The following is a 22928-nucleotide window of genomic DNA, read 5'->3' on the forward strand; positions in this document are numbered from 1 at the left end:
TTGAGGGAGATTACCTGATGCGTATCATTCAGCATACACGGCGCGCCCTGTTTCGCCATACGGCGGCGGCGCTTGCCATGGCCGCAGCCATTGGCGCCGCGCCCGCGCTTGCCGATCAGGCGGCGGAAGATTTTGTCACTGAAATTCTAGATGAAGCCGAGCCAATTCTGGGCGCCGCCGACCGCCAGACAATGATGAGCGGCATTGAGGACCTTGTCGGCAAATATGTCGATATGCGCCGCATCGGGCGTTTCGTGCTCGGACAATATGCGCGCCAGATGACGGATGCGCAGGCTGCGGAATATTTCCCGCTGTTTCAGCAATACGCCACGCTGATCTATCAGCGCACCCTTTCCGATTACGGCGGGCAACGGATTGTCGTCACCGGCTCTATCGACCGGTCGGAACGCGATATTGTCGTGAATTCGAAAATCGCCAATCCGAAACCGGGGGACGCTTTCGCCAACGCCGTCATTCACTGGCGCGTCTACCGCGACCGCGACGGCGCCATGAGTGTTGTCGACGCCGGCGCGGACAATGTCTGGCTCGCCATCGAACAGCGCAGCCAGTTCACCTCGCTCATCGCCAATAATGGCGGCGGCGAAAAAGGCGTTGATGCGTTGATTGCAGAGTTGAGAACGCGTGTGAACGAGGGATAAGTACGAAGGCTCTAACGTATAATTTCATTTGTGTGACGAGAGACAATACCCTCGGCAATTGCATGTCGGATTTGACGTTGCAACGCCGAAGCTGCATGACTGACCTATTATCAACAGAAATTCATATAACGTTGTGCGAGCGCTTTTGACCAAAACGTAAAAGCGCGCTTCATCTCTGAAGCGCGCTTTATCAAAGTTTAAACTAAATTCGTCGCCGGCTAGTTAAGGTCGAACGTAAAACCGGCGTACACAAATCGGCCGACTGCGTTGACTGGAGTGCCAAGTGAACCGATATCAGGTAATTGGTTGGTCAAATTGTTAACACCGACATATATGCCCGCATTGTCACGAATATCGTAGCGCACTTGAACGTCATGCGTCGATACGGCGGATGTCCGGCCGGGCTCAAAGAGAACAAGCCCCTGGTCCGCCGCAGCATCAAACTCATCGATCTCATCCCTGAAGATGCGATCCCGGAAACGCCACCGGTAATTCACCGAAAGATTATTATAGAGCCAGGTCAGATCAAGTGCGCCGACATGCACCGGCGCATCATCGCCCAGTAAGGTGGCCGTTTCGTCACGCTCTTCATCAGCCGCTTGTCCGGGCAAACTCACAACGTCAAGTCGCTCCAGGTAGCTGCCAACATAACGCAGGTTAAATTGGCCCATGTTGTTCATGCCGATGTCAGCCGGGTCAAAAAGATAATTGACCTCGTAATCGACGCCGGATGTTTCAAAGAAAGCAACGTTGATCGGCAAGACTTCCAGAAAGCTTAAGCCGCCATCCGCACGGCGCGTAATAAGACCGCAGAAATCATTATCAATTGAAGGAAGATCAACGCACTGATCGACGATGTCCTGAGAGGCCGGCGCGATAATGCCGTCTTCCATATTGATCCGCCAATAATCGGCAATAAAGGTTAGCCCCTCAAACCAGCTGGGCTGATAGACGAAACCGGCAGTCCACGTCGTCGCTTTTTCTTCCCGGAGATCCGGATTACCGCCAATCACGCCGCCGAACGTGGCGTTAAGGATGTCATCGCCTTCAAAAGTGGTCGGATCAACGCCTAATGGCGTCAATATAGCGGCGCAGTTCATTGCACGAAGACCGGGATTTGCGGCGAGCGGAATATTATCGACATCGCAAGGATCATCCGGCAAGAAGAACGACTGGTTCTGTGGATTGAACAACTCCGCTATATTAGGCGCTCTTACAGCAACTGAGTAAGTTCCGCGAAAGCGCAGATCCTCGAAAGGCGACCAATGTCCGCCGACTCGCCACGTCGTCGTGCTGCCGATTGTTGAATACTCCGACAACCGGAACGCAGCGTCTATGGTCAAATCTTTAGCGAGGACATGATCCTGAAGGATCGGCACCGAAATTTCACCGAACCCTTCGAATACATCGAATTCACCGACTGTCGGGAAGATTTCATTCCCGAACGTAAAGCCTTGCGTATCGATAAGAGGCGGAAAATCTTCACTGTTTTCCTCTCGATATTCAAGTCCGAAAGCAAACCCGATGGGGCCAGCCGGCATTTCCATAACGCCTGACGTATCACCGGAAAGCACTGCGGATACAACAAATTGCTCAACCGTCGCTTCCCGCAGACTGTCATCGTTGACAAAATCAATCGCCGCTTGCGAGGCGTTGCCTAAACCAAAAAGGTTCAACGGCTCACAACCGCTATCCGGGCCGGGCGTAAAGAACGGCGTCGTACCATAATTGTCAGGCGTCACCGTCGTATTGAACGCGTCGAAGAACCCAAGGAAACCAAAACCGCCAGGAAAAGGAATTTGCGGGGGCAGTGCGTCTGGATCAAGATTCGACCGACAGGTCGGCTGGCCGGTCGACGGATCGATCACCGCATCCATGGCTGCATAAAAGCGATCGAGAACCAGATTATTTTCAGCAATGAATTTTTCATCGGTGCGGCCGTAAACGACTGACATGTCGAGACCAAGATTTTCAAATGTATCAGGGAAAATCGTTGTCTCTACGCCGCCCGCGACACGATACGTACGACGTCTTATATCTTCGGCGCGCCGGCCGAGTTCAAACGTATCATGAGAAATGAAGACAGTATCCGCGCCCGCCATATTCGCGGCGTCAGCAATGTTATCCGGAACGAAGGGGTTATCAGCAACTACGATCGGAATGAGGTCGCTAAACGCTGGGCTTCCCAAAGCATAAGACTCTACCTGTGCAAACTTCAGCTCAAGAAAACCTCTTACATTCGGATTAAAATCATAATGCGTGAAAACATTGGCGACGTAGCGCTCAACATCTGAAGTCAAGCTTCCCTGAAAATCGGAAATTCTTGTAGAACTGCCCCCGATGGAATTTCTGAAAGCAATGACATCGCCCTGGTCGTAGACATCGCCATCGCCTTCAAAGTCAAAGAGTAGATCAAACCCGTCAAAGAAATCGATCGCGACGCCCCCTTCCGGGCTTGCGAATCGAATTGTCGCGTCTTGCAGGAATACCCGCTGTCTAATATCGCCGTTCGGATCGAAATCCGGATTGTCTAATAACGTGAATGCTTCAGAGCTGGCAAAATCACGATCAGTATTACGCAAGCCATTTTCTTTGGAATATTCAAACGAAACCGCAATATTACCGCGATCATCGGCAAAATTAGTACCCGCGACAATGCTGCCGAAGTAACGTTCAGCATCCCCATGGTCGGGATTCAGACCGCCCTGTCCCCGAACGGCGACGCCTTCGAAATCATCCTTCAAAATAAAGTTTACCGCGCCCGTAACAGCGTCTGCGCCGTATACAGCCGATGCGCCGCCCGTAAGAATATCAACCCGTTCAACCAGATCGACTGGAATGGTGTTGGTATCTACAGCGGCCGTTCCTCCTGAGCCCCCCACATGGCGACGCCCATTAACAAGAACCAGCGTGCGGTTCGAGCCAAGATTTCGCAGGTTCAGCGTATTCAAACCCGTGGCGCCGATACCGCCAAAAGTAGCATCATCATTGTCAACAGACCCTACCAGTGACGGAACTTCATTAAGAAGTTCGACAAGGCTGGTTTCGCCCGAACGCTGAATATCAATAGCGCCTAAACTGGTGATTGGAGATGGCGATTCCAATGCGGGGCGTTCAATACGCGAACCGGTAACGACAATCGTATCGTTATCAGCGGTGTCTCCGGGCTGTGCGAAAGCAGGCGCAGCGACCATCATCGCACTGGCAGAAGCCGTCGTGAGAAGTGCGGCGCAGGCTTTTTTCATGAATTGAGTTGACATAATGGGTCCCTTCTATTTCCGGCGAAAGGGGCCGCAAGCCGTCGCAATTTCCACCCCCCGGTCGGAATTTGCAGCTGTTGGTTACGCCCCAGAGTTGGGCGCGATTATAACGCACCTGCAAAAATCATCACCTGTTTTTAAAGAAAATATGACGGTCAAGGCTTATTTGGGCCTAACGCTGTTGCGCCTGAACCACAAAAATGCTGCGCTGTTCGCCGTTCCTTCAAAAGAAAAAACCGCCTCGGCCAGCGCCGGGCGGTTTTATCGTAAATACAATATGTATGAGCGCGAATTTCTAGGACGAATAATATTCGACCACGAGATTCGGCTCCATGGTGCACGGGTAAGGCACTTCGGCGAATTCAGGCACCCGCAGGTAAGTCGCCGTCATTTTCTTCGGCTCCACCTCGATATAATCGGGGATGTCGCGCTCTGGGCTTTGCAGCGCTTCGAGCACCAGCGCCATGTTCTTGGACTTTTCCTTGATTTCCACCACATCGCCGGGCTTCAGGCGAACGGAAGGAATATTGGTTTTTACGCCGTTCAGCTTCACATGGCCGTGGTTGATGAACTGGCGCGCGGCGAAAACAGTCGGCACGAATTTCGCGCGGTAAACAATAGCGTCCAGGCGGCTTTCGAGAATGCCGATCAGGTGCTCGGCCGTGTTGCCGCGGGCGCGGTCGGCTTCGTTGTAAATCCGCTCAAAATGCTTTTCGGAGATATTGCCGTAATAGCCTTTCAGCTTCTGCTTCGCCATGAGCTGCAAGCCAAAGTCGGAAAGCTTGCCGCGGCGACCCTGGCCGTGCATGCCGGGGCGGTAATCGCGTTTGTTGATGGGTGATTTTGGCCGGCCCCAGACGTTTTCGCCGACCCGGCGGTCAAGCTTGTGCTTGGCGCTGATGCGCTTAGACATTATTCCTCGCTTCCGGCGCGGCCCGGCGCGCGGGGCCCATCCCCGGCGCAATCTCAACGGCGGTCCACGCGCCTCCCGTTTGAATTGCGCGGGCTTTAATGGCGCGACGCCGCAAAGTCAAACCCCGGACACGAAAAAGCCCGATGAAAAGCGGGCTTTCTGGAATAAATTCTGGCAAGGCCGGTAATCAGGCGGCTTTTTTCCTGCGGCTCGCCGCGCCAAGACCGCCGAGCCCGGCGATCATCAGCCACAATGCGCCGGGGATCGGCAGTTCCGGCGTTTTCTCGATGCCGTAGAACGTGACGTGCGATACAGCTGCGCTGATGCCCAGCACATCCAGATCGAAAGTGAATGAGCCGGAAACGCCGTCGCCCATCATGTCCGTGACGATTTTCAGGAGCGCGAATTACATTTTCCGGTTGTACAGACAGTATGCTGATCGCCCTGATTTCGGTTACCCGGGCGGCGCTGGAACCGGCGCCTCAACTGAATACTCCTTGAGGTCAGGCGTTTTCATCTCTCGCAGAAAGCGCCGCACCGCGTGGGGATAGAGTGTGTAATTCCGGCCGTTTTCGTCCACATACCAGGCGCCGCAGCCGGAGGCCCAGACGCGCTCCTGCAGGTCGGCCTGGATCGACCGGTCGAACGCCGCGGCCGCTTCCGGTCGCGGTTCAATATGCGCACCCGCCCCCGCAGCGCGCGCGCGCTGCAAAAGCTGAACGATATAGTTCACCTGCGCCTCGATCATCAGGATCACCGAATTATGACCAAGCCCGGAATTGGGGCCAAGCAGCAAAAAGAAATTCGGAAAGCCGGGCGCCATGATCGTCCGGTGCGCGGCGACGCCGTCTTTCCAGTGATCGCGAAGCGTTTGCCCCGACGGGCCGGTCACATCAATCGATTCAAGTATATCGAACGGTTTAAAGCCTGTGGCGAGAATGATGACGTCGGCGGCGCGTTCTTTTCCGTCCGCCGTCAGAACGCCGTTTTGCGAAAAGCACGCGATCCGGTCCGTTACAAGGTCGACATTATGGCGCTGAATGGCGGCGAAATAATCGTCAGAAATCAAAATTCGCTTGCAGCCGACAGGATAGTCAGGCGTCAGCTTCGCGCGCAGCGCCGGGTCTTTCACCTGATTGGCGAGATGTTTTTCAAAAGTCCGGCGAACAAAACGCTTCACGCCATTGTCGTCTTTCTTGAAGGAAGCAAAACGCCACTCCATGAAAGAGAAATAAAATCCGCGATAGGCGCGCGCCAGCCACGGCGTTTTCGCAAACAGCGATTTGACCCAGTCCGGGTACCGGTAGCTCTGGCGCGGCATGACCCAATTGGGCGTACGCTGATAAAGATCGAGATGTTTCACTTTTCCAACGATTTCCGGGATCACCTGCACGGCGCTTGCCGCCGAGCCGATGATGGCGACGCGTTTGTCTTTCAGATCGACGTCGTCGCGCCATTGCGCCGTATGAAAGAGTGCGCCGTCAAACGCCTCTGCGCCGTCAAAATCCGGAATGTTCGGCTCATGCAGGCCGCCGAGACCGCTGACGACAAAGTCAGCTTCGGCAATGGCGCCGTCAGCGAATGTAATATTCCAGTGCGCGCCGTTGTGGCGGATCGCTTTCACCGTTTTGTTAAAAGCGATGGAGCGGTAAAGATCGTATTTTACCGCGCAATGTTTCATGTACGCAAAAATTTCATCGCCCGGCGAAAATCGCCGCGACCAGTTCGGGTTCGGCTCAAAGGAAAAGGAGTAAAGGTGTGAAGGCACATCGCAGGCGACGCCGGGATACCGGTTTTCCCGCCAGGTGCCGCCGACCTCGCCGGCCTTTTCATAGATCGTGAAATTCTCAAAGCCTTCCTGACGCAAACGGATCGCCATCCCCATGCCGGAAAAACCGGCGCCGAGAATAGCGATGCGCGGGCCGTGATCTTGCGGCGGTTTTTCATGTAGCGTTTCAACGCGCATATCGTCAGGCAAGCGGGACCTCGTCGCTGTTTGTAGCTATGGCGGTGACAGTGGCGCCTGGCGCCTTGCCCCGCAAGACGCCGATGCAGCGGGCGCCAAGCAAAATACGATTGCGGCGGCGCGGCGTGATTTCTGTGTTTATGACTTTATGGAAAACGGCGTGAAAGCTGTATCCGCGTCATAAACATCAACGCCTTCGGCCCGCTTCAACGCGCCGACAATGCGATAGGTGACCGGCGTCAAGAATGCTTCCCACAAGACTTTCAACACATAATTCGTGGCGAGCACGGTCAGCACCTGCTCCGTCGTCCATATGCCGATAAAGGCGACGGGATAAAAAATCAGGCTGTCGACGCCCTGCCCCACAATCGTCGAACCGATCGTCCTTTGCCATAAATGTTTGCCGCCGGAAGCCAGTTTCATGCGCGCCATGACGAAGGCGTTGGAAAGCTCGCCAGCCCAGAACGCAATTATCGACGCGAATACGATGCGCGGCGTCAGACCGAAGACCGCCTCATAGGCCGGCTGATCGTTCCACCCCGGCGCCGGCGGCAGCGATACGACCACCCACGCCATCAGCGCCATAAACAGGACGGCGGCGAACCCCGCCCAGACAACGCGCCGCGCGCGCGCATATCCGTAAACTTCCGTCAGGACGTCGCCGAGCACATAGGATAGCGGAAAGAATAAAATCCCCGCGCCGAACATGCCCACATTCCAGCTTCCGATATTGAATTCGAAGAGCTGCACCAGCTTTGCGGCGCCGATGAGGTTGGAGCAAACCAGTATGACAACGAACGCCGCCATGGCGAAGTCGTAATATTTGAACCGGTGACCGCTCAGCGCATCAGCGTTCTCGATGCGCTCAATCTGTTGCGGCTGGCTCATTCAGCGTTTGCCTCACGCCCTTCCCAGCCGGGGCCGCGCACCACGCGCCCCGCCGTCGCGCCCGTATGCGTTCCGTCGCGCAGCGTATGAACGCCGTTGACGAAAACATGATCGACGCCGACGGCGAGCTGGTGCGGTTCCGCAAAGGTGGCTTTATCCTGAATGGTTTGCGGATCGAAAACGACCACGTCGGCAAAATAGCCGGGCGCCAGCATGCCGCGATCCTTGACGCCGAGATTGCCCGCCGGCAGCGACGTCATCTTGCGCACAGCCTCTTCCATAGAAATGACGCCCTCATCGCGCACATATTTCGCATAGACGCGCGCGAAGTTGCCATAACCGCGCGGGTGTGTGCTCTGGTTCAGGAAGACGCCTTCCGGCGCTTTCGATCCGCCGTCGGAACCGAAACTGACCCATGGCAAGGCAACCTTTTTGGCGATGTTGTCCTCTGACATGGAAAAATAAACAACCTGCACGCGGCTGCCGTCTTCAATGACGAGATCCATGGCCGTTTCCGCAAACGGTTTACCGCGCTCTTCGGCGACGTCCGCCAGCGTTCTGCCGATATATTTGCGCAATTCCGGATTTTTAAAGCCCACAAGCAAAACGCCTTCTGGACCCCCGGCATTGGTGATGCCGCTGACGAATTCGTCTGATGGATTGTTGATCGCCTCAGCCACGCGCGCGCGGTTTTCCGGTTCCTGAAGCCGCGCCGCCCATTTTTCATAACCGCCTTCCTGCACCCATAGCGGCATGGCCGCGTCGAGGCCGGTGGAGCTCGCCGGATAGGAATACATATCGGCTGTGATGCGCAGACCTTCCGCGCGCGCCGTTTCGACCTTTTCAATGACCTGATCAAGCTTGTCCCAGTTCGCCTGTCCGCTGGCTTTCAGATGATAAATCTCCGCCGGTACGCCGGCCTCGCGCGCGATCTGAATAAGCTCATCAACGGCCTCCAGCAGACCATGAGACTCGCTGCGGATATGCGAAATATACATACCGCCATATTCCGCTGCGGCCTTGTTCAGCGCGATCAACTCTTCGGTGCTGGCGAAATTCGCCGGCGCATAGATCAGCGATGAGCCCACGCCCATTGCCCCTTCGCGCATGGCGTCGCGCACATGCGCCTGCATACGCTCAATCTCTTCAGGGCTCGCCGCGCGGTTGTCGTAACCGATTTCATAGGCGCGCAAGGTGGTCGCGCCGACAAACGACGCCACATTGGGCGAGACGCCCTTGTCTTCCAGATATTCCAGATACTCGCCGAGGGTCGTCCACTCTATATCGTACTGGATATCGCCCTGGCGGTCTTTTGCTGCGGCTTTTATCTCATCCGACCACGGACCATAAGAAACCCCTTCACCGAAAACTTCCAGCGTCACGCCCTGATGGATATCGGCAAGACTTCTGCCGTCCTCGATTAAATCCTCCACCGCCCAGCTCAGCATGTTGATAAAGCCGGGCGTTACGGCGCGCCCTTCCGCGTCGATCACGCTTTGCGCTGTCGCCTCTCCAAGATCACCCACCGCGGCGATCCGGTCGCCGTCAATGGCGACATCGGCCGGAACGCCGGGCGCGCCCGATCCGTCGTAGACAACGCCGCCGCGGATGATGACGTCATACTGGTCCGCCGCGTCTCCCGTTTGCCCGCCGCCGCAAGCCGATAACGCCGCCAATAACGCCGGCGCAAGAAATCGTATCAACATTGTCCGCCCCTTGTTCGATTGATCACCAGATATAGACGCGTTCTTCCGGCGGAAGATACATCGCGTCGCCGGGTTTGACATCGAACGCCTCGTACCATTCATCGATGTTGACGACCATGCCGTTCACCCGCAGGTCCATCGGACTGTGCGGCGCCGACAAAAGTCGCCGGCGCAATGTCTCTTCCGTCTGTTTAAAGCGGCGCGCCTGCGCGCGGCCCAAAAAGACGCGTTGCCGCCCCGTAAACCCGTCCAGAACCGGGGGTTCTTCTCCATCGAGGGAAAGCAAATAGGCGTGATAGGCGACGATCACGCCCGCCAGATCGCCAATATTCTCACCAAGCGTCTGGCGTCCGTTCACCTTGACGCCCGGCAGCGGCTCATACTGACTGAATTGCGCCGCAAGACGGTCTCCCAGAGCGTCGAACGCCTCGCGATCTTCATCCGTCCACCAATTGCTTAAAACGCCGTCTGCATCATATTTTGACCCCTGATCGTCGAACCCGTGACCGATCTCATGACCGACGATGGAGCCAATGGCGCCGTAATTGATCGCCGGGTCCGCGTGCGGGTCAAACAGCGGCGATTGAATATACCCGGCGGGGATAAAGGCCTCGTTGCGTGTCGGGCTGTAAAACGCATTCACAGTTTGCGGGCCGGTAAACCATTCAGCCTTATCGACGGGTTTTTTCAGACGCGCCGCGTCGTGTTCGGCGTCAAATACACGCACGCGCTTTACATTGCCGACAAGATCGTCCGCGCGAATGCGCAGCTCGGCGTAATTGCGCCATTTCTCCGGATAAGCGATTTTCGCCGTCATTTTATCGAGCTTTTCCAGCGCCCGCGCTTTCGTCGCAGGCGTCATCCAGCTTAGATCGCCGATCCGCGTGCGCAGCGCGCTGCGCACATTTTCAAACAGCGCCGTCATCTCCTCTTTGGATTCCTCGGGAAAGAAATTCGCCACATATATTTTGCCGACCGCCTGATCGAGCGAGCGGTTCACCAGATCGACGCCCCGTTTTTCGCGTGTTCGCTGTTCTTGCTGCCCGTTCAGCTTCTCTCCAAAAAAGGCAAAGCTTTCATCGTCAAACTCCGGCGAAAGGTATCGCGCAAAACTGTTGAGAAGCCGAAACGTCAAATAGGACTTCCAGTCTTCAAGCGGCGTCTCGGCGAACAGGACCGCCAATTCCGGAAAGGCTTCTTTTTCGCGCACAACGAAAGTTTCGGCGTCTTCAATCCCGGCGCTATTGAAATAGGCCGTCCACGGAAATTCCGGTGCAAAATCAACAAGCGATTGCATATCCATCTTGTTATAAGTGCGGTCGGCGTCCCTGCGGTCCGCGCGGCTCCAATGCAGCGCAGCGATCGCTTTTTCCAATTCGAATACAGTCAGTGCTTTTTCGCTCGGCCTTTCGACGCCTGCGAGCGCAAACATATTGGCGATATGCGCGCGATAGGCGGCGCGGGTATCGGAAAGCCGTTCGCTTTCGCGCTCATAATAGGATTTGTCCGGCAGCCCCAGTCCCGAATGACCGACCCAGGTAATGAAGCTGTCAGGCTGTTTTGAATCAATCCAGACCGAGTACCCAAAGGGGCCGTCCAGCCCCAGGGCGGGATCGCCCATGGCCGCGGCGACCGCTTCATGCGACTTGATTTTGGCGATACGCGCCAGATCCTTTTCTATCGGCTTCAAGCCGCGTTCGATGATAAGGTCCGTATCCAGAAAACTGCGATAGAGATCGCTGATAAGCTGACCTTCAGTGTTGCGCTCATGCCGCTCACCCGCCAGCTTGTCGAGAATAAATGCGATGCGCGCCTCATTGCGATCGCGCATCGTCGTGGAAAAACCAACGCCGGTTCGATCCGCGGGTATTGGCGTTTCGTCGAGCCACCCCCCGTTCGCGAACCTGTAAAAGTCATCGCCGGGCCGGGTTTCACGGTCGAATGCGGAAAACGGATATCCCCAGGGCGCAATAACCGGCGCGTCGGTCGCTTCCTGCGCAAAAGCTGCTCCTGCGATTACAAGCGACGCCGTCATCGCAATACTATTCAAGATCCGTCTCATTCCTTTGCCTCCCTTTACAAAACGGCCTTCAGCCTCGCCGCCTTTTTCCAACAAACCCGCACAGGCTTAATCCAGACGGACCCAATTTTCTCCGGCCAAGATCCACGTATCATCACGGTCCCTGTATAGCGGGCTCCCCTCAGGGTTTGCTGCGCGCCCTCCGAACAAAATGATCCCATCCGGAAAAGCAGCCATCCGTCCCATCATGCGTGCAGAAGGTCCATCCTCAGCAATACGACGCCAGCCTTCGCTATCGAAAACCCACGTATCGGACAAAAGAGATTCATCCCCGGCCTGTCCGCCAAAGATAATCATGCGCTTTCGGAACTCATCACTCGCGGCGGAATGGATAAAACGTGAACCGGGACCCTGCACGTCAAGTTTTGTCCAGCCATCCCCGTCCCATGTCCATGTATCCGATCTGACCGCGCCCGATGCGTCACGACCGCCATAGAGGAGGCACGTCTTAGTCGTCGGATCCCAAGTGAAACTGTGCCCCAGCCGGCCGCCCGGCCCATCACCTTCATTCCCGACGCCAGCAAACACGCGGCCGTCCCATTCGAATACGCGATCATTCAGCCGTCCGCCCGGAACCGCGCCGCCGAATATTACGAGGCTCGCGCGCGCGGGATCGTAACATGCGCCGGGTTCGCCCGCCGCAGCGCTTTCGTTTTCAGCGAGCGCCTTCCAGCTTCCGTCTTTCCAGATGTGCAGGACAGCGTCGGCGCGGAGCGCGCCGTCATCAGCGCCCCCGAATGACAGCAAGCCGCCATCTGTGTCGCTATAGACAAGTCTATGAGCGCTCCGCGGAAAATCATGCTGCTCAATCTTGCGCCAGGCTTTCGCTTCCCACACCCACATATCTGAATATGCGCGGACGGGCTTGGCGCCCATGGCGCCGCCGCCCATCATGTAAACACGGTTATCACTTTTATTATAGGCGAGTTGATGATGCGCGCGCGGTTCGGGCTTTTTCACCGGAACCTGGCCTGCGCAGGCAGTCAAGGCCAGGCCAAATAAAAAAAATAACGAGGCCATGCAAACCGATCTGCAGATTTTGAATGCGCCTTGCGGCAATGGATATGGTGAAATTTTTCACTCTCCCCATGCGTGACCAACGCCCCGCCGGCGCCGCGCAACTTTGCTGTTTTCCATCGTCGCGCCGAACGTCGCACAGCAGGCTGCACTAAAACCGACTCGCGTCTTTCTCTGCAACGCGGCTTTCGCCGGAAAGCAAATGGGCGAGAAGGTCTGACGCGGACGAACCGCATTTTCTGGAAAATTGCCGTCAATCGGCAGGAATGACAAGCGCCGGAAGTCCACCCGCCGCTGAAACCGGCTAAAAAAATCGCATTAAGCGGTTTCCGGCGTCTTCGCGCTGTCCGGCTTTTCTGAATTTTCCTCTTTATCTTCGCCAGACAAACGAAGCGTTTCCGGAAATGTCAGCGTCCTGTAGGGGAATGGAATTTCAATACCGGCGTCATCCAGCGCGCGCTTGATCCCGGCAATCACTTTATCGCGACTTTCATGCATATCGCGGGGCTTGGAGCCGGTCCACCAGCGCACCGTAAAGTCGATACTCGAAGAATTGAACTCACGCGCGAACACATCAACGCCTCTGTCGCGATCAATACCTTCAATGCTCTCAACCGTTTTTTGAATGATGTCACGGCACTTGTCGACGTCTTCGCCGTAACCGACCCCGGCGATAATTTCAAATCTGCGGCGCTCTTTGTCAGTGCGGACATAAACAGGATTTTTAAATAACATCGCGTTGGGGACAAGCACCAGTTGATCGTCGGTCTGGCGTACATACGTGTCGCGGATTGTGATTTCCTCGACCTTGCCCTCCACGCTTTCACATTCAATAAAGTCGCCGATCCGCATCGGCTTGCGCAGCATGATCATGGCGCCGGCCATAAAGTTCTCGAATATATCCTTGAACGCAAATCCAATCGCAATGCCGCCGACGCCAAGCGCGGCGAGAATGCTCGCCGGCTCCACGGAGGGGAAAAGGATTGTCGCTGCGATAAGAACGCCCAACACCCAAACGCCGATGGCCGTAAGCGTGGACAAAAGATCGACTAGCGCGCGCCTGACTTTCGCGCCTTGAAGCGCGCGCCGGATCAATGTTGCGGCGAATTTCGCCGCGAACCAGGTGAGCAGCAAGGCGACAATGGCGAGCCCGATATTCGGCAGCGCACGAATAAACCCTTCCGCATAGTTCACGAGCTGGTCCACCAGCGACGCCGTCACATCCACTTCCGTATCGACCATTTCTGTTTCGGCCGCTTCATTTTCGGCTGTGTTTTCTTGATCTTGCATGCACTATTCCCGCCGTGTCCACGCGCCGTCATGTTCGCCCGGCGCAGAATGTCCCTGCGCAAACAACAAGATGGCGCAAAGAAAGTTCCGCGCAAGACAGCGGTTATTCAGATGAGCGGCGCTTTCCAGAAAGTGTCTTGATCACGCCATGCAACGCCCGCGTCTCGCTTTCCGTGAACCCCGCGCGCTGCAACGCGACTTTCAGATTGCGCTCCATATTCGTGCGTTTTTCCTCGGGAAAAAAATAGCCGCGATCATTCAGCTCACCGATCAAATGTGCAAACAAGCGTTCAAAATCCGCTTTGCGTGCAGGCGTAATGATATTTCCGTCCGCGCCCATGGCTTTCCGATTGTCGGCTTTGGCCCACTCATAAGCGATCACGAGCGCCGCCTGCGCCAGATTGAGAGAAGCGAAGGCGGGGTTCACCGGAATGGAAACGATGCAGTCCGCGCGCATGACGTCGTCATTGGCCAGCCCGGCGCGCTCCCCGCCAAACAGAACGCAACATTTTTCACCGTTATCTATGCGTGATTTCATTTCGCACGCCGCTTGCGCCGGGGACAACACCGGCAGCAACGCTTCGCGCGGACGCGCCGTCGTCGCGAGCACATAATGACAATCTGCGATCGCATCTGCGGTGGAAGAAAAAATCTGCGCCTGGTCGATAACGAATGTCGCGCCGGCGGACATGGCGCCCGCCTTTTCATTCGGCCAGCCGTCGCGCGGATTGACGATCCTTAGGCCGGAAAGCCCGAAATTCAGCATTCCACGCGCCGCCGCGCCGATATTTTCGCCCATCTGCGGTTCCACCAGCGCAAACAGCGGCGCAGCTCTCAATTCGTCTCTGCCGTCGCGCCGCGCGATTCTCGGCTTCGGTTTCGAGGATGGATCAGGCATAATTTTCATAAAACATCAAAAATAATTTCATTGTCCCGCCTTCTGGCGCCCGCCCCCCTTTCACCGCGCAGCGCCGGATGCTAAGAGCCCGCCGATCCATTCAGAACTCTGTCCACCGCGCCAAGTCGTTTTTTGTGCGCCCTCGCAAGTCCGGTAGGAAATTCCATGCAAAAAATCAAAGTCGAAAATCCAGTGGTTGAAATGGACGGGGACGAGATGACCCGAATCATCTGGCAGATGATCAAGGATAAGCTCATACACCCCTATCTCGATATTGACCTGAAATATTTCGATCTCGGCATGGAGAGCCGCGACGCTACGGACGACCAGATCACGATTGAAGCAGCGGAAGCGACAAAAAAATACGGCGTCGCCGTCAAATGCGCAACGATCACGCCGGATGAAGCGCGCGTCGAGGAATTCGGCCTGAAAAAGATGTGGCGTTCGCCGAACGGGACAATTCGCAATATTCTGGGCGGCGTTGTTTTCCGCGAACCGATTATCATCCGCAATGTGCCGCGGCTGGTGCCCGGCTGGACGCAGCCGATCATCATCGGCCGGCATGCATATGGCGACCAGTATCGCGCAACCGACATGCTGTTTCCCGGCAAGGGAAAGCTGACGCTGAAATGGGAAGGCGACAACGGCGACGTCATTGAGGAAGAGGTTTTTGAAGCGCCCTCGTCCGGTATTTACATGGGCATGTATAATCTGGACCAGTCCATTCGCGACTTCGCGCGCGCCTGTTTTAATTACGGCATTCAGCGTAAATATCCGGTCTACCTCTCCACAAAGAATACGATCCTGAAAAAATATGACGGCCGCTTCAAAGATATTTTCGCGGAAGTTTTCGAAACGGAATTCAAGGACAAGTTCGCAGAATATGGCGGCACATACGAACATCGCCTGATTGACGATATGGTCGCCGCGTGCCTGAAATGGTCTGGCGGTTATGTCTGGGCCTGTAAAAACTATGACGGCGACGTGCAGTCAGACACCGTCGCCCAGGGTTTTGGATCGCTCGGTCTGATGACATCCGTCCTGATGAGCCCGGACGGTAAAACCGTTGAGGCGGAAGCCGCTCATGGAACGGTGACCCGCCATTACCGCCAACACCAGAAAGGCGAAGAAACCTCTACCAATTCAATCGCATCCATCTACGCCTGGACGCGAGGACTCGCGCATCGCGGGAAACTTGACGGGAATAACGCCTTGATAGAGTTCGCAACAACCCTTGAAAACACTATCATCAAGACCGTCGAGGGCGGCCATATGACCAAAGATCTGGCGTTATTGATCGGCGCAGAGCAGAAATGGCTCACAACGACCGGGTTTCTCGACAAGGTGGAAGAAAATTTCCGCAACGCGCTGAAAGGTTAACTTTGCCTCCAATTGGAACCTTTGACCAAACTATGGCATTCATTCGAAGGTAGTATTCTAATTTAGCTGGTGATTATGGACAAGGATACGAGCGAACCGGGCTGGTACAGCAAGGAAAAATCCTTCCTGCGCCAGTATGCAAGGGCGGTAACCTCTGATCAGGTCCTTGGAGACGAAATCGTCGCCGCGGCTTTAGCGGACTTTGAGCCCTCTGGGTTTGACCATCTCGGTGATCGGCAAAGGCGCATTTCGTTATTCAGAACCTTTTACGACGTATGGCGAGACGCGCAGGACAACAGCGACAAGGCGGCGCCATTTTCAGCCGCGTCTCTTCTGGCGGCGAGTCCCCATGTAGCGAGCCGGGCGCGCCAGCTTGTTCTGCTCGTCGATGTTGTGGGCATCGCTGTCGATATGGCCGCGGAGCTCCTTGAACTTGAGATGACGGAAGCGCGCGAACTCCTTACCGATGAGCGCGCCGTACTCAACAATATGGAAGTCAACGGCACATCCATCGTCATCGAAGACGAACCGCTGATCGCCATGGATGTGGGCAATCTTCTGGAAGTCATTGGACTGAAAGTTGTCGGATCGGCGCGTTCGGCGGAAGCCGCGATCTCATTGGCGAAAAAGCATGAACCGGATATTGTTCTTGCAGATTTTGACTTGGGCGGCGGGCCGACGGGCCTCGACGCTATTAAATCCATCGCCGCCGATTTGCCGGTTATTGCGGTTTTTTTGACCGCCTATCCCGATGAAGTCTTGTCCGGCGGCGAATACGAGCCTACCTTTGTACTTACAAAACCGTTCAATGAGCGCGCTCTTCGAACCGCTGTTATGCATGGCATGTCTATTCCGCGTGCAGAAATAATTTCATAGGCCTGGACACGCGACGATGACAGAAAAACGTCTTTATAAACTACAGCTGATGCTGAGCGATTCCGAACTTCAGGAAATCGATGATTTCCGTTTTGATGTTCGCGCGGAGTCCAGATCCGCAGCCGTTCGCGACCTTATTCAGCAAAGCCTGAAACAGTGGAAAGAGTCCGAAAAAAAACAATCCGTGGGCGAATGACCATAAGCCGGCGCGCACGGATATGTATTTAAGCCCGGGCTTTTCAATTCAAGGACTTCCCGATGTCCGATGAAGCACATAAAAGCGCAAAACCATCGGGCCGCATACATAAATGGAGCCGTCGCAGACGCCTCATCGCCTTTATCATCCTTGGCGTCGGTCTGGTGGTTGTTTTCGCGTCTATTTCCGCTGCGCTTTTAGTCAACCGCGCCAATAATCGCGCCGATCAGCTGGTTTCGCATTCCATCACGCTGATCACGGAAGCGCTCGTATTTCAGGCGAGTGTTCAAGGCGCGGTCATTGGCGAGCGCGCCTATCTGTTGACCGGCGAAGATGAATATTTGACGGACTACGAACACGCGACACAGGCCCATAGCCGTTCCCTGGAACGGTTGCGGGAACTGACCCGCGAGATTCCCATTCAGCAACTCCGGCTGGATGATCTTCAAACGATTTCCGAAAATATTTCGGCTACGCTTGCTCGCACAATCCGGCGCGCGCAGACGGAAAATCTGCAGGTGGGCGCCGACACTATTCCTCAAAACCAGGTCGATCAGAACCTTGCGGAATTTAACGATCTGGTAGTGCGGTTCATAGACGAAGAACGAAGACGATTGCGCGAGCGGCGCCAGGAGCAATTGGGCTCGGACAGGCTGAGCAGTCAGATCATCCTGGGATCGATGGTTATCATTGCAGGCCTGTTGCTGTTGCAGGTGCTGATCACGCGCGAACAAAATCTTCTGCACCTCGCTAAAAACCTGCAGATGATGGAGACGAACGCGGAACTGGAATCGCGCGTTGCGGAGCGTACAAAAGAACTTGAAGCGGCGAAAAATTCGCTTGAGGAAGAAAATATTCGTGTGGAATCCCTGCTGCGCGATCTGCATCACCGCGTCGGCAACAGCCTGCAGCTTGTCGCCTCCTTTCTAGGGCTTCAGGCCAATCAGGTTGATGGAGAAGAAGCGCGTGTCACGCTGCAGGCGGCGCGCGAACGGGTTTTGTCAATCGCCGCGACGCAGCGCCGGCTGCGTTTCGCTTCCGATCACGAAACGGTCAACGCCAACAGATTTATCGGAACGATCGTCGAGGATTTGCGCGCCAATCTCACTTTCGAACAGGAAATAGAAATTGAGACGGATATCGGCGAGGTTATCATCCCGTCGCGAGACGCCGTCACAATCGGCGTTTTGCTGGCGGAGCTTGTCACAAACGCCGTCAAATACGCTTTTCGCGGTCATGAAACAGGCGTTATCCGGATTTCTCTAAAGGAAGATGACAGCGGCGAATATTTCAATCTATCGGTGGAAGACGACGGCGTCGGCTTTGACGCTGGCGCGCGCGACCCCCATGGGGGGCTCGGAACGCGCATTATCGACCGGCTGGTGATGGCGCTCGGCGGCGAGTTGCAGCGCGCTCCCGCGCAGGACGGCGCTCCGCCTAATGGGCGTCCGGGCGCGCGCGTCGATGTCCAGTTTCCCAATCCCGGCGTCTGAGGACAGCGTTAATGTCGCCCATTTTTCAAAAAAACCGCTTATTTACAGGGTTTCACAGCCTGTCATGCCGCCGATTCCTCTCGGAATCCGGGCGCTTCGCCGCATATCGCTCGCCATCCGCTTCGCTGCATGGCAACATCCATCGGCTAGGGAGCTGCGTATCAGCCCTTGTGAAGGAGTTGTCTATGAAACGTTCGGCCTTTTTTGTCAGCCTGTCCGCACTCGCGGCCATGTCGCTGCCTGCAAACGCCGAGACCCGCGATTACGATTTGCCGGAATTCAACAGTATTGATATTTCCGCCGGATTGATGCTCGTGGCGAAAGCCGGCGGCGCCCAGTCTGTAAGCGTGGAAACCAGTGACGGTGATTTTACCGATCTGAAGATCAAGGTGGAAGACGGCGTTTTGGTCGCGTCGCGCGAATGGAACCGGCTGCGCTGGCATCAGAAAAAAGCTGGTTACAAAGTCATCGTCACAGCGCGCGAACTTACCGGCATCGACGCCTCATCCGGATCAAACTCAACTTTGACCGAGATCACGGCCAAACGTTTTAATGTTGATATTTCCAGCGGTTCATTTGTTACAATGAACGGCAAAAGCGACGCCTGTACTGTCGATCTTTCCAGCGGCGCCAACCTCAACGCAAAAGAATTTGTCTGCGATAGCGCCAATATCGATGTCTCCAGCGGCGGTCACGGCGAGATTACCGTTCTGGTTTCTGTTGTCGGCGACGCGTCCAGCGGCGGGCACGTTTCGGTTTACGGAAATCCGGACAATGTGAATATCGATCGCTCCTCCGGCGGACGCATCAAGCTCAAGAATGTCAGCTATCAGGCGACTCGCGACTAAACAGAGCGCCAGTAGCGACAGCATACGCACCCAGAAAAATAATAATCACGGTGCGCAATTAAGAAAGGGAAAACGGATGAAAAAACACTTTACCATGACGGCTATCGCCGCCGGCGCCGCTGTTTGTTTCAGCGCCGGCGCCGCGCAGGCGGAAACCCGTGATTACGATCTGTCGGGATTTACCATGATCGACGCCTCAGAAGGCGTGCCGGTTGAAATTTCCGTAGGCGGCGACTTTTCCGTCCGCGCTGAAGGCGATTCCGACAAGCTGGATCGGCTGCGGCTGGAAAACAAAAGCAGCACGCTGCATCTTGACCGCACGCGCGACGGGGGCTGGTTCAAGGTCAACCGGCGCAGCGATTTCACTGTCTATGTCACCATGCCGTCTTTGGACGGCGTGGATGTCTCCAGCGGCGCTGAAGTCAGCGCCCGCTCAATCGACGCGGACCTTATCCGCGTTTCGGTCTCCAGCGGCGCGGACGCGGTGCTTTCCGGCCAGTGCAATACAATAGAGGCCGACGGCAGCAGCGGCGCTGATCTTGATGCTGAAGATCTTCGTTGCAATGACGCTGTCGCGGACGTCTCTTCCGGCGCTGACATCATCGTTTTTGCATCACAAAGCGTTCGCGCAGACGCCTCCAGCGGCGGCGACATTACGGTTTACGGCGGACCGGAGCGCACAAATGTCGATGAGTCCTCCGGCGGCGACGTCCATATCAAATAGATTAGGCCGGCGGCGGGGCGCTACGCACTGATCGCCTGTTCGATGGACTTGATGGCCTCGGCGGCGCGAGCGCCGTCAGGCCCGCCGGCCTGCGCCATGTCAGGACGGCCGCCGCCGCCCTTGCCGCCGACCGCCTCAGCGCCGGCGCGCACCAGATCAACTGCGGAGAGTGTATCTTTAAGATCGTCCGTCACGCCCACGGCGAGCGCCGCCTTGCCGTCATTGACGCCTATAAACGCCGCCACGCCGGATCCCATGGCCGACTTCGCCTGATCCACCAGGCCGCGCAAATCTTTCGCCGCGACCCCGTTCAAAACTTTGCCCATAAATTTAACGCCGCCGACATCGATAACTTCATCAGCCGGTTTTGCGCCGCCGCCGCCAAGCGCCAGCTCTTTTTTCGCCTGGGCGAGATCACGCTCAAGCTTACGGCGTTCAGCCACGAGCGTTTCTATGCGTACAGGCAAATCGTCAAGCGTCGTTTTAAGCGCGTCTGACGCCCTGCGGGCGAGCATAGCCTGCTCTTCGAGATAGAGCCTCGCCGCCTCGCCCGTCATGCATTCAATCCGGCGTACGCCCGCCGAGACAGCGCTCTCGGAAACGATCTTGAACAGAGCGATATCGCCGACGCGCTTTACATGCGTGCCGCCGCACAGCTCTACAGAATAAGGATTATCAGAACCATCCAGCGCGTGGCCCATCGTCAGGACACGGACATCATCATCGTATTTTTCGCCAAACAGCGCGATGGCGCCGGAATCCACCGCATCGTCATATGACATGATGCGCGTTTCAACCGGCCCATTCTGACGGATCACAGCATTGACGCGCCGTTCAACCTCGGCGACTTCGTCTGCTGATATCGGCTTGGGATTCGTGATGTCGAAACGCATGCGATCAGGCGCGACAAGGGACCCCTTTTGCGACACGTGATCGCCTAACACCTCGCGCAAGGCCGCATGGGCGAGATGCGTGACAGAATGGTTTGAGCGGATGCGGTTTCGCCGGGGAATGTCAATCGTCAGATGGACGTTCTCACCTTTTTTGAGCGTTCCTTTTTTCACCGTTCCAATGTGTCCATGCAAAACGCCGGCGCGCTTTTTGACGTCGCTGATGACAATTTCGGCGCCGTTGTCAGTCGTGATGCAACCGGCGTCGCCGATCTGCCCGCCCGACTCCGCATAAAAGGGCGTTTGATTCACAATGATTTCAACAGCGTCGCCTTCACGCGCTTCGTCGACGACCGCGCCGTCCTTGACGATCGCCTGCGCGACGCCCTCCGCGTCGTCGTGGATGTACCCCAGAAATTCGCTCGCGCCATGCTCAGCGCGCAAATCGAACCAGACAGAGTCATCCGCCGCGTCGCCTGAACCCGCCCACGCGGCGCGGGCGGCTTTTTTCTGCGCTTGCATGGCTGCGTCAAAGCCTGCCGTATCGACCTCGCGGCCTTCACGGCGGAGCGCATCCTGTGTTAGGTCAAGCGGAAAGCCGAAAGTGTCGTAAAGCTTGAACGCCGCGTCTCCCGGCAGCGGGGCGCCGTCAGCCAGCGAGGCAGTTTCATCGGCGAGCAGCTTCAGTCCGCGATCAAGCAGGCTCCGGAATTTTTCTTCTTCGGAACGCAAGGTTTCTATAATCAATGTCTGCGCACGCCCCAGCTCCGGAAAGGCGCCGCCCATTTCGCGCACCAGCACGGGCGCCAATTGCGCCAGCAACGGGTCTCGCGCGCCGAGCGAATGCGCATAGCGCATGGCGCGGCGCATGATCCGGCGCAAAACATAGCCCCTGCCTTCGTTGGAAGGCGCAACGCCGTCCGCCATCAGGAATGATGTGGCGCGCAAATGATCCGCGATTACGCGATGCGCCGGCGCGTCATCGCCAACCGCCGGCCGGCCGGTCAGATCAACACAGGCGTTGATCAGCGTTTGAAACAGATCGACATCGTAATTGTCATGGACGCCCTGCATGACAGCGGCTATGCGCTCCAGTCCCATGCCGGTGTCGATCGAAGGCTTTGGCAAGTTCACCTCGGACCCGTCGGCAAACCTTTCGAACTGCATGAAAACTAGATTCCAGATCTCCACGAAGCGGTCGCCGTCTTCGTCAGGGCTTCCGGGCGGCCCGCCGGGGATATGGTCGCCATGATCGTAGAAAATTTCCGAGCACGGCCCGCAAGGGCCCGTATCGCCCATAGACCAGAAATTATCATTCGTCGGAATACGGATAATTCTTGCTTCGGGCAAGCCGGATATCTTGCGCCAGAGATCAAACGCCTCATCATCGGTATGATAGATTGTAACCGTAAGCCGGTCCGCCGCCAGGCCGAACTCCTTGTGAACGAGCGTCCAAGCTGATGCGATCGCTTCTTCCTTGAAATAGTCGCCAAAGGAAAAGTTGCCCAGCATCTCAAAAAAAGTGTGGTGGCGGGCGGTGTAGCCGACATTGTCGAGATCATTGTGTTTGCCGCCGGCGCGCACACATTTCTGCGAGGACGCGGCGCGCTTGTAATCGCGTGTTTCCGCACCGGTAAAAATATTCTTGAACGGCACCATGCCGGCGTTGACGAACATCAAGGTCGGATCGTTGTGCGGCACGAGCGGCGCAGAGGGCGCGATATGATGATCGCGTGCTGCAAAAAATTCCAGAAATTGAGACCGTATGTCTTTCAGCGAGGTCATCTAAATATCCGTCTCTTCAATGCGAAACCCGCGCCTTTTCGGGCGCGGGATCAGGTCTT

The 22928-nt window shown here is 56.2% G+C and carries 18 protein-coding genes; 7 read left to right on the forward strand and 11 right to left on the reverse strand.

What is annotated here, in order from left to right; translation table 11 throughout:
• Positions 1–17: 17 nt before the first annotated feature.
• A complete protein-coding gene (locus tag ACQK2Q_RS09770) occupies positions 18–659 on the forward strand; it encodes an MlaC/ttg2D family ABC transporter substrate-binding protein (protein ID WP_425409555.1) in 642 nt (213 codons plus the stop codon).
• Positions 660–877: 218 nt separating this feature from the next.
• On the opposite strand, the gene ACQK2Q_RS09775 is transcribed toward ACQK2Q_RS09770, so the two are convergent.
• From ACQK2Q_RS09775 to ACQK2Q_RS09820, 10 genes are all read right to left on the reverse strand, one after another.
• Positions 878–3919, reverse strand: coding sequence for a TonB-dependent receptor domain-containing protein (locus ACQK2Q_RS09775; RefSeq protein ID WP_425409556.1), 3042 nt, complete (start codon positions 3917–3919; stop codon positions 878–880).
• A 295-nt stretch (positions 3920–4214) separates the two neighbouring features.
• Complete coding sequence (rpsD, locus tag ACQK2Q_RS09780) at positions 4215–4832, reverse strand: 30S ribosomal protein S4 (protein ID WP_425409557.1); 618 nt, start codon at positions 4830–4832, stop codon at positions 4215–4217.
• 187 nt (positions 4833–5019) lie between these two features.
• Positions 5020–5211, reverse strand: coding sequence for a VPLPA-CTERM sorting domain-containing protein (locus ACQK2Q_RS09785; RefSeq protein WP_425409558.1), 192 nt, complete (start codon positions 5209–5211; stop codon positions 5020–5022).
• A gap of 75 nt (positions 5212–5286) precedes the next feature.
• The gene (locus ACQK2Q_RS09790; protein ID WP_425409559.1) at positions 5287–6810 is read right to left on the reverse strand and encodes a flavin-containing monooxygenase; all 1524 of its coding nucleotides are present in this window, start codon (positions 6808–6810) and stop codon (positions 5287–5289) included.
• 126 nt (positions 6811–6936) lie between these two features.
• The gene (locus ACQK2Q_RS09795) at positions 6937–7686 is read right to left on the reverse strand and encodes a queuosine precursor transporter (RefSeq protein WP_425409560.1); all 750 of its coding nucleotides are present in this window, start codon (positions 7684–7686) and stop codon (positions 6937–6939) included.
• Entirely contained in the window at positions 7683–9392 is a 1710-nt protein-coding gene (locus tag ACQK2Q_RS09800) for an N-acyl-D-amino-acid deacylase family protein (protein WP_425409561.1), read from the reverse strand. The genes ACQK2Q_RS09795 and ACQK2Q_RS09800 overlap by 4 nt, the downstream gene beginning before the upstream one ends.
• Positions 9393–9414: 22 nt before the next feature.
• Complete coding sequence (locus ACQK2Q_RS09805) at positions 9415–11454, reverse strand: M13 family metallopeptidase (RefSeq protein ID WP_425409562.1); 2040 nt, start codon at positions 11452–11454, stop codon at positions 9415–9417.
• Positions 11455–11520: 66 nt separating this feature from the next.
• Positions 11521–12432: a Kelch repeat-containing protein gene (locus ACQK2Q_RS09810; RefSeq protein WP_425409563.1), complete on the reverse strand. Its 912-nt coding sequence runs from the start codon at positions 12430–12432 to the stop codon at positions 11521–11523.
• 375 nt (positions 12433–12807) lie between these two features.
• Complete coding sequence (locus ACQK2Q_RS09815) at positions 12808–13779, reverse strand: mechanosensitive ion channel family protein (RefSeq protein WP_425409564.1); 972 nt, start codon at positions 13777–13779, stop codon at positions 12808–12810.
• Positions 13780–13882: 103 nt separating this feature from the next.
• A complete protein-coding gene (locus ACQK2Q_RS09820; protein ID WP_425409565.1) occupies positions 13883–14677 on the reverse strand; it encodes an RNA methyltransferase in 795 nt (264 codons plus the stop codon).
• A gap of 165 nt (positions 14678–14842) precedes the next feature.
• Between ACQK2Q_RS09820 and ACQK2Q_RS09825 the strand changes: the two genes are divergently transcribed.
• The 6 genes from ACQK2Q_RS09825 (at position 14843) to ACQK2Q_RS09850 (ending at position 20194) form a co-directional block, all read left to right on the forward strand.
• A complete protein-coding gene (locus ACQK2Q_RS09825) occupies positions 14843–16057 on the forward strand; it encodes an NADP-dependent isocitrate dehydrogenase (protein WP_425409566.1) in 1215 nt (404 codons plus the stop codon).
• Positions 16058–16132: 75 nt separating this feature from the next.
• Positions 16133–16933, forward strand: coding sequence for a response regulator (locus ACQK2Q_RS09830; protein ID WP_425409567.1), 801 nt, complete (start codon positions 16133–16135; stop codon positions 16931–16933).
• Between the two features lie 16 nt (positions 16934–16949).
• Entirely contained in the window at positions 16950–17129 is a 180-nt protein-coding gene (locus ACQK2Q_RS09835) for a hypothetical protein (protein ID WP_425409568.1), read from the forward strand.
• 62 nt (positions 17130–17191) lie between these two features.
• Positions 17192–18622 (forward strand): sensor histidine kinase, encoded by a 1431-nt coding sequence (locus tag ACQK2Q_RS09840; protein ID WP_425409569.1) that lies wholly within the window; start codon positions 17192–17194, stop codon positions 18620–18622.
• A gap of 185 nt (positions 18623–18807) precedes the next feature.
• A complete protein-coding gene (locus ACQK2Q_RS09845) occupies positions 18808–19470 on the forward strand; it encodes a GIN domain-containing protein (RefSeq protein WP_425409570.1) in 663 nt (220 codons plus the stop codon).
• Between the two features lie 76 nt (positions 19471–19546).
• Positions 19547–20194 carry a head GIN domain-containing protein gene (locus ACQK2Q_RS09850; RefSeq protein WP_425409571.1) on the forward strand — a complete coding sequence of 216 codons (648 nt, stop codon included), beginning with the start codon at positions 19547–19549 and terminating at the stop codon, positions 20192–20194.
• 20 nt (positions 20195–20214) lie between these two features.
• Here ACQK2Q_RS09850 and alaS read toward each other — a convergent pair whose 3' ends face one another.
• On the reverse strand, positions 20215–22869 hold the full coding sequence (gene alaS, locus ACQK2Q_RS09855; RefSeq protein ID WP_425409572.1) for an alanine--tRNA ligase: 2655 nt from the start codon (positions 22867–22869) through the stop codon (positions 20215–20217).
• Positions 22870–22928: the final 59 nt, after the last annotated feature.

Source organism: Hyphococcus sp. (assembly GCF_965228385.1).
Taxonomy (GTDB): Bacteria; Pseudomonadota; Alphaproteobacteria; order Caulobacterales; family Parvularculaceae; genus Hyphococcus.

What these genes read in the sequence shown, in the direction of transcription:
- ACQK2Q_RS09830 (WP_425409567.1), top strand. Translation starts at nt 16,133, where the DNA reads ATGGACAAGGATACGAGCGAACCGGGCTGGTACAGCAAGGAAAAATCC.
- ACQK2Q_RS09850 (WP_425409571.1), top strand. Translation starts at nt 19,547, where the DNA reads ATGAAAAAACACTTTACCATGACGGCTATCGCCGCCGGCGCCGCTGTT.
- ACQK2Q_RS09775 (WP_425409556.1), bottom strand. Translation starts at nt 3,919, where the DNA reads ATGTCAACTCAATTCATGAAAAAAGCCTGCGCCGCACTTCTCACGACG.
- rpsD (WP_425409557.1), bottom strand. Translation starts at nt 4,832, where the DNA reads ATGTCTAAGCGCATCAGCGCCAAGCACAAGCTTGACCGCCGGGTCGGC.
- ACQK2Q_RS09785 (WP_425409558.1), bottom strand. Translation starts at nt 5,211, where the DNA reads ATGATGGGCGACGGCGTTTCCGGCTCATTCACTTTCGATCTGGATGTG.
- ACQK2Q_RS09825 (WP_425409566.1), top strand. Translation starts at nt 14,843, where the DNA reads ATGCAAAAAATCAAAGTCGAAAATCCAGTGGTTGAAATGGACGGGGAC.
- ACQK2Q_RS09795 (WP_425409560.1), bottom strand. Translation starts at nt 7,686, where the DNA reads ATGAGCCAGCCGCAACAGATTGAGCGCATCGAGAACGCTGATGCGCTG.
- ACQK2Q_RS09805 (WP_425409562.1), bottom strand. Translation starts at nt 11,454, where the DNA reads ATGAGACGGATCTTGAATAGTATTGCGATGACGGCGTCGCTTGTAATC.
- ACQK2Q_RS09840 (WP_425409569.1), top strand. Translation starts at nt 17,192, where the DNA reads ATGTCCGATGAAGCACATAAAAGCGCAAAACCATCGGGCCGCATACAT.
- ACQK2Q_RS09770 (WP_425409555.1), top strand. Translation starts at nt 18, where the DNA reads ATGCGTATCATTCAGCATACACGGCGCGCCCTGTTTCGCCATACGGCG.
- ACQK2Q_RS09820 (WP_425409565.1), bottom strand. Translation starts at nt 14,677, where the DNA reads ATGCCTGATCCATCCTCGAAACCGAAGCCGAGAATCGCGCGGCGCGAC.
- ACQK2Q_RS09800 (WP_425409561.1), bottom strand. Translation starts at nt 9,392, where the DNA reads ATGTTGATACGATTTCTTGCGCCGGCGTTATTGGCGGCGTTATCGGCT.
- ACQK2Q_RS09845 (WP_425409570.1), top strand. Translation starts at nt 18,808, where the DNA reads ATGAAACGTTCGGCCTTTTTTGTCAGCCTGTCCGCACTCGCGGCCATG.
- ACQK2Q_RS09815 (WP_425409564.1), bottom strand. Translation starts at nt 13,779, where the DNA reads ATGCAAGATCAAGAAAACACAGCCGAAAATGAAGCGGCCGAAACAGAA.
- ACQK2Q_RS09835 (WP_425409568.1), top strand. Translation starts at nt 16,950, where the DNA reads ATGACAGAAAAACGTCTTTATAAACTACAGCTGATGCTGAGCGATTCC.
- alaS (WP_425409572.1), bottom strand. Translation starts at nt 22,869, where the DNA reads ATGACCTCGCTGAAAGACATACGGTCTCAATTTCTGGAATTTTTTGCA.